The organism is Kurthia gibsonii (assembly GCF_006539985.1).
GTDB classification, from domain to species: Bacteria; Bacillota; Bacilli; order Bacillales_A; family Planococcaceae; genus Kurthia; species Kurthia gibsonii.
This window is the reverse complement of sequence record NZ_BJOB01000004.1, coordinates 1-16,235: the sequence shown is the minus strand read 5'-3', so window position 1 is coordinate 16,235 and position 16,235 is coordinate 1. Positions and strand designations below refer to the sequence as shown.

Below are 16,235 nucleotides of genomic sequence, written 5' to 3'. Positions count from 1 at the left end.
TTTTTTATTACCACATTATTGGAGGAAATTACATTGACACAACTACAACAATACGGCTTTAAAGAGCCTTTTACATCTGAAGCTACAGCACTTTTAACACAAGTAGGTCATGAAAATTACTTGATTGGGCGTATCACACTTGAACATAAGCATAGCTACCGCATTCGTACAGAACAAGGTGAACTGCTTGGGACGATCTCTGGTAAGTATGCCTACAACGCTTTTATGCGTAAAGATTATCCAGCAATCGGTGACTGGGTATTAGTTGAACAAATGCCGGGCGAACAGCGTTGTTTAATTCATCAACTTTTAACACGTACTTCGACATTCTCACGCAAAATGGCTGGTGTCGAAATTGATGAACAAATCGTTGCGACGAACGTCGATCTTGTGTTCATCGTTATGAGCTTAAATCACGACTTTAATGTTCGTCGACTTGAACGCTATGTACTAGCTGCTTGGGACTCCGGTGCATCTCCAGTCATTATCTTAACAAAAAAAGATCTATGCGAAGATATCAAGCCATTCATTGAACAAGCAGCACAAGTAGCGATTGGTGTGCCAATCTATGCAATCAGCACATTAACAGGAGAAGGAATTGAAGAGATACAAAATTTACTTCTACCACATAAAACAGCAGCATTAATGGGTTCTTCAGGGGTTGGAAAATCTACTCTTACAAATGCGCTCGTTGAAGAAGAAAAAATGACCGTTCAACACATTCGTGAAGATGACTCTAAAGGGCGTCATACAACGACACATCGCGAACTTTTTATCTTACCAAATGGCGGTATTCTCATCGACACACCTGGAATGCGCGAATTACAACTATGGTCAACAGAAGGTGCTTTAGAATCGAGTTTTTCTGATATTGAACAACTAGCTGACGCATGTCGTTTCCGTGATTGTTCACATAAAAATGAACCTGGTTGTGCCATTCAACAGGCTCTTTCAGATGGCTCATTGGAACAAGCACGCTATGCTAGCTATGTGAAGCTACAACGTGAAATTCGCTATCTTGAACAAAAGACGAATAAGCAAGCACAACTAGCAGAAACACGTAAATGGAAACAAGTATCTAAACAACTAAAAAACAAAAAGAAAAATCGTCTATAATATATAAAAAGGAGGCTGCGTACTTTTACGCAATGCCTCCTTTATTTTTCAGTTAAACCGTATTTCACAGCGTATAAAGCTGCCTGCGTACGATCTTGTACTTCTAATTTCGCAAAAATATTTGAGATATGAGTTTTCACCGTTTTCTCTGTAACAAATAATGAAGAAGCAATCTCTTTATTGCTCTTCCCTTTCGTTAATTCCGCTAAGACATCTTTTTCACGGCGAGTTAGTGGATTTTTCACATGCGGCAAATGTTGCGTTGATTCTTGGTTCTGATCGAGTTGATGCGTCACTTCAGGATGCATAATATTTTCGCCCGCAATGATTTTACGAATTGTTAAAACGAGTTCATCTGGTTCAATATCTTTTAATTGATAGCCCGCTGCTCCAGCTTCAATCGCTGGTAAAATATGATCTCGATCTGAAAAACTCGTCAACATCAAAATTTGAATATGTGGATACACAGATTTAATACGACGTGTCGCTTCAATCCCATCCATCTCTGGCATGACTAAATCCATTAATACAATATCCGGTTGATACACTGAAGCGAGTTCTACTGCTTCCTTACCATTTCGTGCTTCCCCCACTACCTCAATATCTTTTTGTGTTTTTAAAAAGAAAAGTAACCCTCTTCTTACAACATGATGATCGTCAGCAATCAATACTTTAATCATACAATCCCCTCCTTAATAAGGTAGTCGAATTAATATTTCCGTCCCTTTTCCAATATCACTCACCCAGTCAATCGTTCCTCCAAGTGCTTCTGTACGATCACGCATACTTTGTAAACCAAGCGACGGAAGTGCAATAGACGAATCTACTGAGAAACCACGACCATCATCTTTAATAACAAGTAAAATATCACTATGTGTCACACGAATAATGATTTGAGCTTGTTTTACACCTGCATGTTTTCGTACATTATTCAAAGCTTCTTGTGCAATCCGGAATAGTGCTTCCTCAATTTTAGAAGGGAACTGTAATACACCAGATACTTTTACATCAAGTGTGATACCAAGCATTTCAGCATAACCTTTTAGTGCTTCAAGTAACCCTGTTTCCAATCCTTTAGGACGCAGTTGCCAAATAAGTGCACGCATCTCTGTTAAAGCCTCTTGTGTAAGCGATTGAATTTCTGCAAATGTCTCTTTTACTAACGGTTCATCTGTCATTTCGATGCCTGCACGAGAAGTCAGTGTGACTGAAAAAAGTAGCTGATTAACTGAATCATGTAAGTCACGTGCTAGTCGATTTCGTTCCTGTGCAAGTGCAACGTCTTTTTCTTGTTTTGTAAGTAGAATACGCTTAATAGCTGAACCAATTTGGAATGCAATCGACTCTAATAATGCAAGATCATCATCTGAAAAACGTACTGTATTAGGTGATGCGACATTTAATAGTCCGAACTTTTCTGGACCTGATTGTAATGGAACCGTTGCATGATGGGTAATCGCATCGTGCGCTTCATTAGAATGCTTATTAGCTAATTCAATGCGCTGGCATTCTATAATATTCGACGCTTTTTCTAATTCATTGTTATGGTATTTCGATAAACACCAACAACCACCCTTACATAGATAGCGACACCCCTCTTGTTCTAAATTATTCGGTAAGTTCGCTTCAGCAATCAGTTCATGGCGGCGACGATCTTTAATAAGAAAGATCCATCCCGTTTCAAACTTCGTGCCTTCAAGTAACTTCTCTAGTGCTAATTGAAGCATTTGTTTCATTTCAGTTTCTTCATTTAATAATTCTGCAATTTCTTTCAATAATGCGATATTTGAATGGTCTGCTTTCGTCAAAGTACCACCCTCCGTTCTATACTACCTTCTATTGTACATGGAAATGCCCTTTTCTCCTATGCGAATCCTTTCATACTTTTGACGGGTATTATAAGAGTAAACCAACAAAAAAACTTTGAATTTGAGAGAATTCTATTTTACAATGTTTGTAAAAGCCTTTATACTCAAGTAGGAAAATAATGTAGAACTAGGAGAATTATAATGTCTAAAAAAATAGAATATAGTATGTTATTTATGTGGGTTGTATCACTTGTAGCGATGATGGGTTCTCTATTCTTCTCTGAAGTGATGAAATATGAGCCTTGTACATTTTGTTGGTACCAGCGTATTTTAATGTATCCACTCGTATTGATTATTGGAATTGCGTATATTCAGCGTAATGCACAGATTGCTGTTACTACACTTGTCTTTTCATGTATCGGTGCATTGGTAGCACTTTATCATTACGGTATGCAAAAAATACCGTTTTTACATGATAATGCAATAGCTTGTGGACGTGTACCATGTACAGGAGAATATATTAACTGGCTTGGTTTTATTACGATTCCTTTCTTGTCACTTACTGCATTTGTATTGATTTTCATCACAAGTATCTTTATCCTTAAACAAGGAAAGAAGGAGGAAATGTAATGGCAAAAAAGAAAACGAATGTCCCTAAGAAAAAAAATAATGCTGGAATTCTAATTATTATTGCTTTAATTATTGTAGCTATTTTTGCAGCTTTATTATTACTTAATAAAAGTTCAAATGATAAAAAAGAAGAAGGTTCTTCACTATACGGAGACCATAAAATTAAAACACAATCAACAATCGATCAATTAGATGATGAAAATTATCAAAATATCATCTTACCAGATGCCTTAAAAGAAAAAATTGATAGTGGTGAAGGAACTTACGCTTACTTCTTCTCACCTGAATGTGTACATTGTCAAAAAGTAACACCAGAGTTAATGCCTTTAGCAGATGAAGCAAAAGTAGATATTAACCAATATAATGTTTTAGAGTTTGAACAAGGTTGGCAAGATTATAACTTGGCAGCGACACCTACACTTGCTTATTTCAAAGACGGTAAGGAAGTTGGGCGTCTTGTCGGTGAACAACCAAAAGAAGCATTTGTGAAGTTTTTTGAGGATATGAAAAAACAATAGAATTCATTGGAGAGGAATCGCCTGTATATGCGGTTCCTTTTCTTCTGATATGCTATAAAAAGGGGTTATACATATGTTCGGAACGATTTTTAATTGTTGCATGATTTTGATTGGTAGTACTATCGGAAGCTTAATGAATAAAGGGCTAAAAGAACGCTATCAAACGATTTTGTTACAAGCGATGGGATTTGCTGCTGTCGCACTTGGTATTAATGCAGTAACACAATATTTACCGAAAAGTGAAGAACCAGTTCTCTTCATCGTTAGTTTAGCAATTGGTGCAGTAATTGGTGAAAAAATCGACATTGAAGTACGTTTCAATCGATTTGTTGAACGCTTTTCAGACGGGCCACTCGCAAAAGGTCTATCTACAGCTATTCTTTTATTCTGTATTGGTACATTATCCATTCTTGGTCCTATTAATAGTGCCTTACAAGGCGACCATACATACTTAATTACAAATGGTATTTTAGACGGTGTAACGTCGCTCGTACTCGCTTCTACATTCGGTTTCGGCATCGCATTATCCGCAGTGGTACTCTTTTTATGGCAGGGCTTCTTCTATGTGATGGCTTTATTTTTAAATGACTTTATGACGGAGTCTTTATTAACTGAAATCTCGATTATCGGAGGCATTCTTATTTTTGCGACTGGTTTGAGTATTTTAGGAATTAAAAACTTAAAAAGTCTGAATATGTTACCTGCCCTTTTAATACCACCAGTTTACTTAACTTTAAAACATTTTTTCTTATAAAAAAAGAAATGGAGCTGAGGCAAACATTTCACTTTCTTTTTTTGCGTTCGCAACGGAAAACTGGAATCGCACCACAGCGCGATTCCAGTTTTTCTTATACTCATGTAGAATTGCGTTTTTCATATCCAGCTTCATTTCTTTATTTTTTCAGGTGGAATGTATCTGGATGCGAGCCGTAACGTTCATCTCGATTTAACATATCAATCGCTTGCATATCTTCCGCAGTTAGTTTGAAATCAAAGACATCGGCGTTTTGTCGAATACGTACTTCTTTTACAGATTTCGGAATGACAATTAAGTCGTGTTGTAAATGCCATCGAATAATCACTTGTGCCGCTGATTTACCGTACTTTTCTCCAAGCTTCACAATTGCTTCATCTTCTAATACGCGACCGCGACCAAGTGGTGACCATGATGTAATCGCAATGTTATGTTGTTTTGCAAAATCACGATTTTTTTGTTGAATCAAATGAGGATGTAGCTCGATTTGATTCACCATTGGTTGTACATTCGCTGTCGCCAATAACTTCTCAAGATGATGCGGTTCGTGATTTGATACACCTGTAGCGCGAATTAATTTTTCATCGTATAAGCGTTCAATCGCACGATAAGTATCTGCATATAATTCAGGAACCGGCCAATGCGTTAAATATAAATCTAAATAATCCATATCTAATTTCTTTAGACTTGTCTCAAATGCTCGTAACGTTTGGTCGTATCCTTGATCGGTATTCCAAACTTTCGAGGTGATGAATAATTCCTCACGCTTCTTTTTTGAATCGCGCACAGCTTGTCCTACTTGTTCCTCGTTATCATATAAAGCAGCTGTATCAATCGCAATGTATCCTGCTTCAAGTGCATGTGACATGGCACTATATGCTTCATCTGGATTCGTCATTTTATATACACCTAAACCAAAACGTGGCATTTCAACACCATTTACTAACTTTTTCGTTGAATGTAGATTTAACAAATGCTTTCACTCCTTTCCTACAGTATACCTCTATTGTCACATTATTTCGAGAATACTTATTTTTTCAATACACCTTGCTTTTTCACCTCTTAGCGAATATTATAGACGTTGTCAAAAAAATCGTTCGGCTTTAAGGAGTTATTATTATGTTTAAATTAAAAGAAAATGGAACGTCCGTTAAAACAGAGCTTGTTGCTGGTGTTACAACGTTTTTAACAATGGTTTATATTATTATCGTCAATCCGACAATTTTAAGTGCAGCAGGTGTACCGAGCCAACAAGTGTTCATGGCGACAATCATTGCCGCAGTATTCGGTACACTGTGGATGGCTCTAGTTGCCAATTACCCCATTGCGATTGCACCAGGTATGGGTTTAAACGCTTTCTTCACGTATTCAGTTGTTCAAGCATCAAATGGTGAATTACATTATACAACTGCTTTTGCTTCTGTATTTATCGCCGGTATTTTATTCATTATTTTATCCTTAACACCTCTTCGCTCTAAATTAATTACAGCGATTCCGAATAATTTAAAATTAGCAATTACTGCTGGTATTGGTTTATTCATTTCGTTTTTAGGATTACGTATGGCGGGTGTCGTTGTAGACGACCCAACAAACTTAATTAAATTAGGTGATTTAACAAGTCCAAGTGTGCTATTAACACTTGGTGGTCTTATCATTACAGCGATTTTCATGGTACGTCGTGTACCAGGTGCTATTTTCATTGGGATGGTCATTACCGCCATCATCGCGTTCTTTACAGGGCAATTAAAAATTGATGAGCTTGTTACGATGCCTCATTTACCAGAAGGTATTATTGTGTGGAATCCAATTGATGCTTTAAAAGAAGTTATTGCACATAGTTTATACGGTGTTGTATTCTCATTCATCTTAGTAACACTATTCGATACAACAGGTACATTAGTTGGTGTAGCGCGCCAAGCTGGTTTAATGAAGGATGAGACACTACCTCGCGCACGTAAGGCTTTACTTGGTGACTCATTCGGTACAACAATCGGAGCAATGTTTGGTACATCACCAACAACAGCTTATGTAGAATCATCTGCAGGTGTTGCGGCTGGTGGTCGAACAGGCTTAACTGCTTTAACAGTTGCCGTTCTATTTATTATTGCTTCATTCTTCTCACCTTTAGTTGCTTCGGTGTCAGGTGTTTCTGCCATTACATCACCTGTTCTAGTCATTGTCGGGACATTGATGATTGCATCTGTTCGTCACATTGAATGGGATACATTTGATGAGGCACTTCCTGCATTTTTAGTGATGCTTATTATGCCACTCACTTCAAGTATTTCAACTGGGATTGCCTTCGGATTTATCGCATATCCGATTCTAAAAATTGTCAAAGGTGAAGCGAAAAAAGTACATCCATTACTTTATCTATTCGCTATTCTATTTATTATTCAACTTGTCTTTATCTAAAATAATAAAAAGCCAAAATCACAACACACATACGATTTTGGCTTTTCTTATGTTCAGATGAATCAATATACCATCTTCTTATATTTAAGTATTATTTCGCTTCTTCTTTCTTCTCATCTTCATCATCATATTGTACGGGATCTTGTGTATAACCATCTCGTTTTAGCTCTTGTTCGTCGCGTAGTTTTTCCATCTGTTTTCCTAATTCTACAACGTCACTGAAGTTATTCGTCATATGTCCACTCGACACATTATCTTTACCTTTTTTCATCTTTACCACGCCCCTTTTTAAACCTTTACTATGTGTACCCTTTTAAAAGACTTTTCAAACCTATTTATGCTATGCTATTTGAAAAATGGAGGCGATTGGCTCATGCGTATTTTATGGGACTTTGATGGAACCATTATGGATACCTATCCTGCTTATACCGATATTTTATACGATATATTGAACGGACAATTTACAAAAGAAGAAATCTATAGACAGCTAAAAGTTTCGCAATCACATGCGATGGACTATTTTCAATTAACCGATGAACAACGAAAAGAAATGATTGAAAAAAGTCGTGCGATTACGAATTACACACCATTCCCCTATGTTGAAAACGTTCTACAACAGGCTGAAGTAAATGTTATTATGACACATATGAACCGAGCTTCTGTTGAACGTATTTTACAAGAAACAGACTTAGCCAAATACTTCACAGAAATTGTCGCCGGTGATGATGGTTTTGCACGAAAGCCAGACCCTGCTGCTTATGTCTATTTACATGAACGCTATGAACTCGACTATGCGATTGGTGATCGTGAGCTCGACTTAATCCCTGCTAAAAAAGCTGGCTTTAAAACGATTATGTTCCAAAACGATTGTGACGTTGCTGATTATACCATTAATGACTATCATCATTTTTTCGATTTAATTCCTTAAATATCAAAAAGAAGAAATCGTACAATCACACGATTTCTTCTTTTTTTATTCTATAAAATTGGTTTAAAGCTTTGTTGACGTAGCGCTTCGTAAATAATAATCGCTGCTGTATTTGATAAATTTAATGAGCGTACGTGGTCGCTTTGTGGAATTTGTAGGCACATATGTTGTTTGTCTTCAATTAATTCACGTGGAATACCTGTTGTCTCTTTTCCAAACATAAAGAAGATATCTTCTTCTGTATTCGAATAATCGAACTCTGTATAATTTTTCGTCCCAAATGTTTCAATAAAATAAATTGTCGCCTGTTGATGCTTTTCAAAAAAAGCTTCTACATTGTCGTAATATGTGATATTCACACTTGACCAATAATCCAGCCCTGCTCTTTTTAACATCTTATCATCAGTTGAAAAACCTAATGGACGAATCAAATGTAGGTGTGTATTAGTCCCAGCGCAGGTTCTTGCAATGTTACCTGTATTTGCTGGGATTTCGGGTTGATATAGGACGATGTGTAACGTCATCTAAGGGCACTTCCTTCTATTTTGTAATAAATGATAATCCTTTTTCTATTTCCTCAAGTACTTCTTCATCTTGTTCATTTTGTAACGCTTGTTCTAATATTGCTTTTGACACTGGCGCATCAATTTTCCCAATCGCATAGGCCGCTGCACCGCGAATAACAGGTCGTATATCTTTTTGTAGCACTTCTGTTAGTGTCGGAATGGCTGATTCCTCTTTAAAATGTGCAAGTGCATAAATCGCATTTCGCTGCAATGGTTTCTTCCCTCGCCAAGAACCTGAAACATGACCAAAATCTTGTTTGAACTGTTTATTGGACATGGTTAGTAGTGGTTCAAGTAACGGTTTTGCAATTTCAGGATCTGGGAAAAACTCTTCATGAATTAAGTTATGCTTGCGCTTATTTTTTGGACAAACAGTTTGGCATGTATCACAGCCATAAATCCGATTCCCTAAATGTGTTCGAAACTCATCTGGTAATGTATCTTTTGTTTGTGTTAAAAAAGCAATACAGCGCTGAGCGTTTAGTTGTCCTGCTTGTACAATCGCACCTGTTGGGCAAACATCTATACATAGGCGACAATCTAAGCATTCATCTTCCACCGGCTCATCCGCTATAAATGGAATATCTGTAATAATCTCTCCTAAATAAACATAAGAACCGAACTCTGGCGTAATAATATTCGTATTTTTACCACTCCAACCGATTCCCGCTCTTTCTGCAACAGCTCGGTCGGATAACTCACCTGTATCGACCATCGACTTCGTTCGTGCATGTGGATGATGTGTATGAATAAATTCTTCAAGTAACGCTAATTTCTCACGTAAGACGGTATGATAATCGACGCCCCAAGAAGCACGACAAAAAATACCACGTCTCGCACCTTTCTTCCCTTGTGGTGCATTCAACATCTTAGACGGATAAGCTAATGCAATCGCAATGATACTTTTTGCGTCTTCTAATAACAAGGTAGGCTCCGTACGTAAAGTGACATCAGATTCTTCAAATCCAGACTGATAGTTTAACTGTTGTTGCTGAATAAGACGTGCTTTTAAATCAATAAACGGTGTAGCAGATGCGAAACCAATTTTATCGATTCCAATGGACTGAGCATATTCTCTAACTTGTTGTTGAAACGATAAAACATTCATTTGGTTTCATTCCTTTCTATATGATACAATTGGCAAAAATGAACAGATAGGTGATGTTTTATGCACATTCAACTAAATAAACAATTAACCAATCAAATAACAGATTTTAAAATCGGCACTGTCCATTATACCAAAATTATCGTAGAAGAATCGCCCCAAATGATTAAAGGACGTACACAATTATATCAAGAGAATCTATTTTTAGATTTGCAAGATACACCTGTCGTAGAACATAAAGCCATTCAAGAATGGCGACACATTTTTAAAACACTCGGTGCTGATCCAAGTCGCTACCGTCCATCTGCTGAAGCATTACTACGTCGCATTGCAAAACAACAATATTTACAACCCTTCCACTCTGCTGTCGACTTAAATAACTTCTTTTCACTACAATATGAGATTCCTGTAGGGATTTATGATACGCATGCTTTACAAGGCGCTATCGAAATAACTGTAGGAACAGAGATTAGTATGTATGAAGGATTAAATGGTCGTGATGTCAAGTTAGCTGGAATACCTATAAGCTGTGATGAACAAGGTCCATTCGGTAGTCCTTATGTTGATAGTAAGCGTAGTGCAGTGACCGAATCGATAACAGACGCACTTCAAATTTTCTATTTACCACCATCACTTTCTCATGAGTCATGTGAGCAGTTACTCGCTTCTGCCTCTAAGATGTTTACACAAATTCACGGGGGCGATGCAACATATGCCATTTTGAATAAAGAGCACTTACAGACGACTATTTAAAAAGTTCGGGCACGATATGTGTCCGAACTTTTTCTTTATTCCACTCCTGGCAAAAAGGCTAATACTTTTTCATCTGCATCTAAAATAACATCTACGCCTAAAGGAATTCCGACATTTAAATTTTCATGTCCAAATTTAAAGCCACTCACAACAGGCTTATTGAAGTCTTTAAAATAACTTGTAAATAGTGCATCTAAAGACGGTGAATCTTTATAATCACGTGGTTCTGCGTGTGTAAAGCTACCGATGACTACACCCGCACAATGTTCGAACTTTCGTGCCATGCGTAATTGATTCAGCTTCGCATCAATCTGTGCTGGCTCTAATCCAATATCTTCGATGAGTAACACTTTATTTGCTGTATCCACTTCAAATTTTGTTCCGAGTGATTCACACAGTAAGGTTAGATTACCGCCAACAATCGGCGCACGTACACGCCCTTTTGCGATTGTTTGAAGTGGTGAAATACGTTCATCATAGTAAATCTCTGCTGGATTAAATAACTGCTCAAACATTAAATACGTACGTTCTGGGATATCCTCTCTACCTAAAGAGGAAAGTGTTGGGCCGTGGAATGTTACCAAGTTACTCAACTCACCAATCGCTGTGTGTAAAAATGTAATATCTGAAAAACCCCAGAAGATTTTTGGATTCTCTTCAAATAGCATATAATCTAGTTGATCTGCAATACGCGCAGAACCATATCCACCACTTGCACAGAAAATAGCACGAATAGACGGATCTTCTACCATACGCTGTAAGTCACGTACACGTAATTCATCACTACCAGCTAAATAATGTTCTTTCGCTGTAACACTCTCACCCATTACATATTGAAGCCCTAACCCTTCAATAAAATCGAGTGATTTTTTTAATTGCTGTTGATTCGGCGGACTAGCAGGAGCGACAATCCCTACTGTGTCACCTTTTTGTAAACGCATCGGTCTTTGTTTCATATGTCAAACTCCTTTTTTATACTCTCCTCTATTATAGAGTGATTTGAATCATAAGTGTACACACTTCAATCACTAAACCGCAAATGACACCTACACAAATCGCTTTTTTCTTCATCTGAACCTCCGAATTTTTTTCTTTCATTATAAAAATCGAATATGTCAAACAGATGTCTGTTATAATAAGAACAAACATTCGTTTTTTGAAAGGGAGATGACAATGGAGAAAACACGTTGTGCATGGGCAAATGTTTCAGAGCTTGACCAACAGTATCATGATGAAGAATGGGGTGTACCGATTACTAAAGATTCGGATTGGTTTGAAACACTTATTTTAGAAAGTATGCAAGCTGGCTTAAGTTGGGCAACCATTTTAAAAAAGCGTGAAACGATGCGCGAAGCATTCGATTATTTTGATTATGAAAAAATTGCACAATATAATGAAGCTAAAATTGAGCGCTTACTACAAAACGAAGGAATTATTCGTCATCGTGGTAAATTAACAGCAATGGTTCACAATGCTACCTTATTCATGGAGATTCAAAAAGAATTCGGAAGCTTTAATGAATTCATTTGGGCTTACACAGGGGGTACATCAATTCAAAATCACTTCACACAATTATCTGAAGTGCCTGCGACTACAGAACTTTCCACACGCATTAGTAAAGATTTAAAAAAGCGTGGTTTTAAATTCTTAGGTCCGACAACGGTTTATGCTTTTATGCAAGCAAGTGGCCTTGTAAACGATCATATAACAACTTGTTTTTGCTATAAAAAAGGTCTGCATAGTGCTTAAAAGCATGCAGACCTTTTATTTAATACTTATCAACAAAATCCGAGAAGAATCCATGAACCCCCATTTGTTTATGTCTTTTCATCGTACTTCGATCATTCACAGTATAAGTATAAGAAACAATTTTTTTCTTTTTCAATGTTTGTACTAAAGGGGTATTTACAAATGTTTTATCAATACTCACTGCCCGAATACCTCGTTCATCACAAAATTCGGCTAATGACTGATTCGTATAACTTTCTCGACCAATCACATAGAGTACATCTTTAAAACCATAGTTTTTTAATAGTTGATAGTCTTGTTTGTAGAACATTTGAGGAATAAGACGTTTTTTATCACGTGGCTTTAAGTTTTTAGTATAGACATTAATTTTTTTATATAGCGTTCGTACTGCTTGAGGTGACTTTGTTTTACCATCTAAAATAATATAAACGTCATCATATTTCTTCAACAATTTAATAACTTGTTGAAAATCGATTGATTTATATTTGTCTTTATAAAGTCGATTCTTAAAAGTTTCATATGTTTGGTCTTTTGTATCTTTCCAATCATGTCGCGCTACTACTTTTCCATCACTTGTCATATTAATATCTAACTCAATGAGGCGATGACCTTTCTCATAACTATTTTGAAAAGCCTCAAGTGAATTCGTATATTTATCTCCCTCTATTCCACCACCTGCATGTGCAATGATGGTATTTTCAGTCCACTCATAGGACTGGGCAAATGTCATATAGCTCGTAATGACAGCAATTAAAAAAAGTGCAGGAACAAAGATTGCAATAAAACGTTTCATTTGTACCCTCCTTTTTCTAAGACATCATATCTATCATACTATATGTAAAGGGAAATAGAAAAAATTTTTAAATAAGAAAATAGATTAACTAAAAGTATTTCATATACCTTTTAAAATTCAAAGAGGTTGTGACAAACAGTTCATTTCCTCTTTTAGAGTTCGCAACGAAAAAATGGAACCGTGCCACAGCACGATTCCGTTTTTTTCTTATACTTCATAATCATATTCATATAATTTTACTTATTGCTACCTTCACTAACTACCTTAAAAGCAATCGCTTCCTTTGGTTTAATCACATATAAGACAAATCCAATGAGACACCATACACCTAAAATTAGCCATTCCATAGGCCATACAAGTGCTGAAGGCATGCCTGGTAAATAGAATGTAATGAATAAAATACTCAATGCAATCGCTGCCACTCCTGTAAATTTCCAATATTTAATACGATATGGACGGTGTAATTCTGGTTCTACTTTTCGTAATTTCATAAACGCAAAAGATACTAATAAGTAACCTACGATAATACCGACCCCACCAGCATCTACAATCCATACAAGTGCTGGCCGCCCTAAGAAAGGTGCAACTGCTGCTAAAATACCTAAAAAGATAATCGCATTTGTTGGCGTTTTGTATTTCGGGTGCATATAGGCAAACCATTTTGGAATCATATGATGTTCTGCCATCGCATATAAAATACGACTCCCTCCGATAATGAAGGCATTCCAACTTGTAATAATTCCTGCAATACCACCAATCACTAGGACATATCCCCAAACAGGACTACCAAATAGTGCAACCATTGCGTCTGCTGTTGCTAATTGACTTGTTAAAAGTTGTTCATCTGGTAATGCTGCTGCTACACCAAAGACAACGAATAAATAGAAACATACCGCACTGACAATTGATACAATAATAATACGACCAATTGTTTTACCAGGTGCTTTAATTTCTGCTGCTACTTGTGGAATAACATCAAACCCTACAAATAAGAATGGAATCATAACAAGTACAGATAGTGTACCTCCGAATCCATCTGTAAACATCGGATCTAAATTTTTCATATCACCATTCGCAAAAGCCCCATATACCATAAGAGCTGCTACTAATACAATCGCAACTGTAAAAACATTTTGGAAAATAGCTGCTGGTTTAATTCCAAAGAAGTTTAGTGCTGTTAGTGCGACTGCACCTACAGAACCGATTAAAGCCCATGTAAGATACACTTCCCAACCACCTAATGTCCAAAGACTTACTTTATGTTCAACAGGCATTACGTAATCAATAACCGTTGGTAATGCAACTGCTTCAAATGTTACAACAGATACATAACCAAAAAGTACACCCCATGCTGCTACAAATGCACTCTTTTTACCAAATGCACGCTTAACGAATACTAATCCGCCACCTGTTTTAGGAATCGCTGCCGAAAGCTCCGCATACGTTAAACCGATAAAAATTACAAGTAATCCTCCTAATATAAATGCAATAATTGTTCCTAAAAAGCCTGCTCCTGTAATCCATTCTCCTGATAAAACAACCCATCCCCAACCAAGCATGGCGCCTAGTGATAGGAAAAGTACATCAACCTTTGACATCGACTTTGTAAATTCTTTGTTATTCTGATTCCCCATGTTATTTCCCCCTTCACGCTGTAGACTCTCGTTGCTTTCAAGCTTAAAAGCATGCTACACATTTTCAAAAAAAGCTAATACAACCCCATATATTCTGTATTAACTTATATAAATTCCCCTTTATTCCTTTCTTTATAGTGCTTACATAGATTATGAAGAATACCACTTTAAAATAAAAGAACCATCTTTTTCTTTTTTTGGAACCAGTTCATTAGCACAGTATTTACTTATATTTAAAAGACAGATACATACATTTTCATAATTTTTACAATTCAACTAGAACACATAAACAGAACAAAAAAAATCGACCTAATCAGTCGATTTTAATTTTTCACAATATGAAATTAAAAATTCCGCAAAATCAATTACTTGATTCATTGTTTCTACAGAAACGACTACTAACTCATTTTTCCTTATACGGATAGCTAGTTGAATAACTGGATGCCATTGTTTCGGTAAATGCTGTAATCCATATATACCAGCATCATATTTTGAAGTCACCCCCACCTCCTTTAACGTATAAAATTGACGAAGTAACCCTAATACAATCCATTCAATTTCTTCTTTTATCTCTTCATCAGAAATAGATAAATCTAATTGAACTTCTCGCTTCAACCTCTCGATATAAGGTTTCCAATACTGTTGCATATTCTGAAATACATAGTCTCGAAGTTGAGAACCTGTAGTCGTTGGAAAAGGAGGATCTTGATAATTTTGATGTAAAGTCCACCAAGTAACCAGATTAAAGTTAAAGTAATCACCATAACTTAGTGTTCCTTCATTATAGTAAAAATAAGTATTTAAAAATGGGGATTGGGATGATAGATCTGCTTTAGCTATATATACACAATCCATTGGTATGTTTTCTTGTTGTTCAAATTGCAAATGGAGTTGATTCAATATTTCTTTCTGGTCTAATGTTAGTTCTGGATTCGTTACAATAATACAATCGATATCACTTTTGTTTAATTCATATGTGTTTAAGCCAATAGAGCCATGTATAAAGAGCTCTAACTGATAATCAGGTAATAACTTATGGCTTAACGACATATAAGTATCTATAGCCTTCTTGACCGTTTCAGGAATAAACAATAGATTACCACCTTTCCAATTGAATTAACTTTAGTGTAAAAGAATAATAAAAAAAAGACTACTAGAATCTAGTAGTCTTTTATAGGATACCGGTGGTCGGGGTCGAACCGACACTCCAAAAGGAACACGATTTTGAGTCGTGCGCGTCTGCCAATTCCGCCACACCGGCATAATAATATGTAAAGTTTTAGAAATAAAAAAAAATGGAGGCGGCAACCGGATTTGAACCGGTGATAAAGGTGTTGCAGACCTGTGCCTTACCACTTGGCTATGCCGCCATCTCATTATGAAATAAATTATGGAGCGGAAGACGAGGTTCGAACTCGCGACCCCCACCTTGGCAAGGTGGTGTTCTACCACTGAACTACTTCCGC

At 36.6% G+C, this 16,235-nt stretch carries 18 protein-coding genes and 3 tRNA genes; 8 read left to right on the top strand and 13 right to left on the bottom strand.

What is annotated here, in order from left to right:
* The first annotated feature begins 33 nt into the window (after positions 1–33).
* A complete protein-coding gene (gene rsgA / locus KGI01_RS01950; RefSeq protein WP_255314706.1) occupies positions 34–1,116 on the top strand; it encodes a ribosome small subunit-dependent GTPase A in 1,083 nt (360 codons plus the stop codon).
* A gap of 41 nt (positions 1,117–1,157) precedes the next feature.
* Here rsgA and KGI01_RS01945 read toward each other — a convergent pair whose 3' ends face one another.
* Both KGI01_RS01945 and KGI01_RS01940 read right to left on the bottom strand, forming a co-directional pair.
* Entirely contained in the window at positions 1,158–1,796 is a 639-nt protein-coding gene (locus tag KGI01_RS01945; RefSeq protein ID WP_141272818.1) for a response regulator transcription factor, read from the bottom strand.
* A gap of 12 nt (positions 1,797–1,808) precedes the next feature.
* A complete protein-coding gene (locus tag KGI01_RS01940) occupies positions 1,809–2,924 on the bottom strand; it encodes a GAF domain-containing sensor histidine kinase (RefSeq protein ID WP_068450998.1) in 1,116 nt (371 codons plus the stop codon).
* Between the two features lie 201 nt (positions 2,925–3,125).
* Here KGI01_RS01940 and KGI01_RS01935 point away from each other — a divergent pair, with 201 nt between their 5' ends.
* From KGI01_RS01935 to KGI01_RS01925, 3 genes are all read left to right on the top strand, one after another.
* Positions 3,126–3,554, top strand: a complete 429-nt coding sequence (locus KGI01_RS01935; RefSeq protein ID WP_068450995.1) for a disulfide oxidoreductase — start codon at positions 3,126–3,128, stop codon at positions 3,552–3,554.
* Positions 3,554–4,072, top strand: a complete 519-nt coding sequence (locus KGI01_RS01930; protein ID WP_068450992.1) for a thioredoxin family protein — start codon at positions 3,554–3,556, stop codon at positions 4,070–4,072. Before KGI01_RS01935 ends, KGI01_RS01930 begins: the two co-directional genes overlap by 1 nt.
* Before the next feature lie 73 nt (positions 4,073–4,145).
* Positions 4,146–4,826: a DUF554 domain-containing protein gene (locus tag KGI01_RS01925; RefSeq protein WP_141272817.1), complete on the top strand. Its 681-nt coding sequence runs from the start codon at positions 4,146–4,148 to the stop codon at positions 4,824–4,826.
* A gap of 139 nt (positions 4,827–4,965) precedes the next feature.
* On the opposite strand, the gene KGI01_RS01920 is transcribed toward KGI01_RS01925, so the two are convergent.
* Entirely contained in the window at positions 4,966–5,754 is a 789-nt protein-coding gene (locus KGI01_RS01920; protein WP_141272959.1) for an aldo/keto reductase, read from the bottom strand.
* A gap of 191 nt (positions 5,755–5,945) precedes the next feature.
* On the opposite strand from KGI01_RS01920, the gene KGI01_RS01915 reads away from it, so the two are divergent.
* Positions 5,946–7,241 (top strand): NCS2 family permease, encoded by a 1,296-nt coding sequence (locus KGI01_RS01915; protein WP_141272815.1) that lies wholly within the window; start codon positions 5,946–5,948, stop codon positions 7,239–7,241.
* Positions 7,242–7,332: 91 nt separating this feature from the next.
* Here the strand turns inward: KGI01_RS01915 and KGI01_RS01910 are convergent, their stop codons facing one another.
* Positions 7,333–7,512, bottom strand: coding sequence for a hypothetical protein (locus KGI01_RS01910; protein ID WP_141272813.1), 180 nt, complete (start codon positions 7,510–7,512; stop codon positions 7,333–7,335).
* Positions 7,513–7,614: 102 nt separating this feature from the next.
* On the opposite strand from KGI01_RS01910, the gene KGI01_RS01905 reads away from it, so the two are divergent.
* Positions 7,615–8,169, top strand: a complete 555-nt coding sequence (locus KGI01_RS01905) for an HAD-IA family hydrolase (RefSeq protein WP_141272810.1) — start codon at positions 7,615–7,617, stop codon at positions 8,167–8,169.
* Between the two features lie 50 nt (positions 8,170–8,219).
* Here KGI01_RS01905 and trmL read toward each other — a convergent pair whose 3' ends face one another.
* Together trmL and queG are read right to left on the bottom strand one after the other, a co-directional pair.
* On the bottom strand, positions 8,220–8,693 hold the full coding sequence (gene trmL, locus KGI01_RS01900; protein WP_141272808.1) for a tRNA (uridine(34)/cytosine(34)/5-carboxymethylaminomethyluridine(34)-2'-O)-methyltransferase TrmL: 474 nt from the start codon (positions 8,691–8,693) through the stop codon (positions 8,220–8,222).
* Positions 8,694–8,709: 16 nt separating this feature from the next.
* Entirely contained in the window at positions 8,710–9,843 is a 1,134-nt protein-coding gene (gene queG / locus KGI01_RS01895) for a tRNA epoxyqueuosine(34) reductase QueG (protein WP_141272806.1), read from the bottom strand.
* 60 nt (positions 9,844–9,903) lie between these two features.
* On the opposite strand from queG, the gene KGI01_RS01890 reads away from it, so the two are divergent.
* Complete coding sequence (locus KGI01_RS01890) at positions 9,904–10,593, top strand: B3/B4 domain-containing protein (protein ID WP_141272804.1); 690 nt, start codon at positions 9,904–9,906, stop codon at positions 10,591–10,593.
* Between the two features lie 35 nt (positions 10,594–10,628).
* Here the strand turns inward: KGI01_RS01890 and KGI01_RS01885 are convergent, their stop codons facing one another.
* Positions 10,629–11,549 (bottom strand): S66 peptidase family protein, encoded by a 921-nt coding sequence (locus tag KGI01_RS01885; RefSeq protein ID WP_141272802.1) that lies wholly within the window; start codon positions 11,547–11,549, stop codon positions 10,629–10,631.
* A gap of 217 nt (positions 11,550–11,766) precedes the next feature.
* On the opposite strand from KGI01_RS01885, the gene KGI01_RS01880 reads away from it, so the two are divergent.
* The gene (locus KGI01_RS01880; RefSeq protein ID WP_141272800.1) at positions 11,767–12,342 is read left to right on the top strand and encodes a DNA-3-methyladenine glycosylase I; all 576 of its coding nucleotides are present in this window, start codon (positions 11,767–11,769) and stop codon (positions 12,340–12,342) included.
* A 19-nt stretch (positions 12,343–12,361) separates the two neighbouring features.
* Here the strand turns inward: KGI01_RS01880 and KGI01_RS01875 are convergent, their stop codons facing one another.
* The 6 genes from KGI01_RS01875 to KGI01_RS01850 form a co-directional block, all read right to left on the bottom strand.
* Complete coding sequence (locus KGI01_RS01875) at positions 12,362–13,135, bottom strand: glycerophosphodiester phosphodiesterase family protein (RefSeq protein ID WP_141272798.1); 774 nt, start codon at positions 13,133–13,135, stop codon at positions 12,362–12,364.
* Positions 13,136–13,371: 236 nt separating this feature from the next.
* The gene (locus KGI01_RS01870; RefSeq protein WP_141272796.1) at positions 13,372–14,769 is read right to left on the bottom strand and encodes an APC family permease; all 1,398 of its coding nucleotides are present in this window, start codon (positions 14,767–14,769) and stop codon (positions 13,372–13,374) included.
* 309 nt (positions 14,770–15,078) lie between these two features.
* Positions 15,079–15,861: an aminoglycoside adenylyltransferase domain-containing protein gene (locus KGI01_RS01865; protein WP_141272794.1), complete on the bottom strand. Its 783-nt coding sequence runs from the start codon at positions 15,859–15,861 to the stop codon at positions 15,079–15,081.
* Positions 15,862–15,948: 87 nt separating this feature from the next.
* Positions 15,949–16,030: transfer RNA gene (locus KGI01_RS01860), tRNA-Leu, on the bottom strand.
* Between the two features lie 35 nt (positions 16,031–16,065).
* A tRNA-Cys gene (locus KGI01_RS01855) sits at positions 16,066–16,139 on the bottom strand.
* Positions 16,140–16,160: 21 nt separating this feature from the next.
* A tRNA-Gly gene (locus KGI01_RS01850) sits at positions 16,161–16,235 on the bottom strand.

Excerpts from the sequence above, each read along its gene's own strand:
- KGI01_RS01945 (WP_141272818.1), bottom strand. The coding sequence starts at position 1,796 with ATGATTAAAGTATTGATTGCTGACGATCATCATGTTGTAAGAAGAGGG.
- KGI01_RS01910 (WP_141272813.1), bottom strand. The coding sequence starts at position 7,512 with ATGAAAAAAGGTAAAGATAATGTGTCGAGTGGACATATGACGAATAAC.
- KGI01_RS01930 (WP_068450992.1), top strand. The coding sequence starts at position 3,554 with ATGGCAAAAAAGAAAACGAATGTCCCTAAGAAAAAAAATAATGCTGGA.
- KGI01_RS01915 (WP_141272815.1), top strand. The coding sequence starts at position 5,946 with ATGTTTAAATTAAAAGAAAATGGAACGTCCGTTAAAACAGAGCTTGTT.
- KGI01_RS01885 (WP_141272802.1), bottom strand. The coding sequence starts at position 11,549 with ATGAAACAAAGACCGATGCGTTTACAAAAAGGTGACACAGTAGGGATT.
- trmL (WP_141272808.1), bottom strand. The coding sequence starts at position 8,693 with ATGACGTTACACATCGTCCTATATCAACCCGAAATCCCAGCAAATACA.
- KGI01_RS01905 (WP_141272810.1), top strand. The coding sequence starts at position 7,615 with ATGCGTATTTTATGGGACTTTGATGGAACCATTATGGATACCTATCCT.
- queG (WP_141272806.1), bottom strand. The coding sequence starts at position 9,843 with ATGAATGTTTTATCGTTTCAACAACAAGTTAGAGAATATGCTCAGTCC.
- KGI01_RS01875 (WP_141272798.1), bottom strand. The coding sequence starts at position 13,135 with ATGAAACGTTTTATTGCAATCTTTGTTCCTGCACTTTTTTTAATTGCT.
- KGI01_RS01935 (WP_068450995.1), top strand. The coding sequence starts at position 3,126 with ATGTCTAAAAAAATAGAATATAGTATGTTATTTATGTGGGTTGTATCA.
- KGI01_RS01880 (WP_141272800.1), top strand. The coding sequence starts at position 11,767 with ATGGAGAAAACACGTTGTGCATGGGCAAATGTTTCAGAGCTTGACCAA.
- KGI01_RS01870 (WP_141272796.1), bottom strand. The coding sequence starts at position 14,769 with ATGGGGAATCAGAATAACAAAGAATTTACAAAGTCGATGTCAAAGGTT.
- KGI01_RS01925 (WP_141272817.1), top strand. The coding sequence starts at position 4,146 with ATGTTCGGAACGATTTTTAATTGTTGCATGATTTTGATTGGTAGTACT.
- KGI01_RS01890 (WP_141272804.1), top strand. The coding sequence starts at position 9,904 with ATGCACATTCAACTAAATAAACAATTAACCAATCAAATAACAGATTTT.
- KGI01_RS01920 (WP_141272959.1), bottom strand. The coding sequence starts at position 5,754 with ATGCCACGTTTTGGTTTAGGTGTATATAAAATGACGAATCCAGATGAA.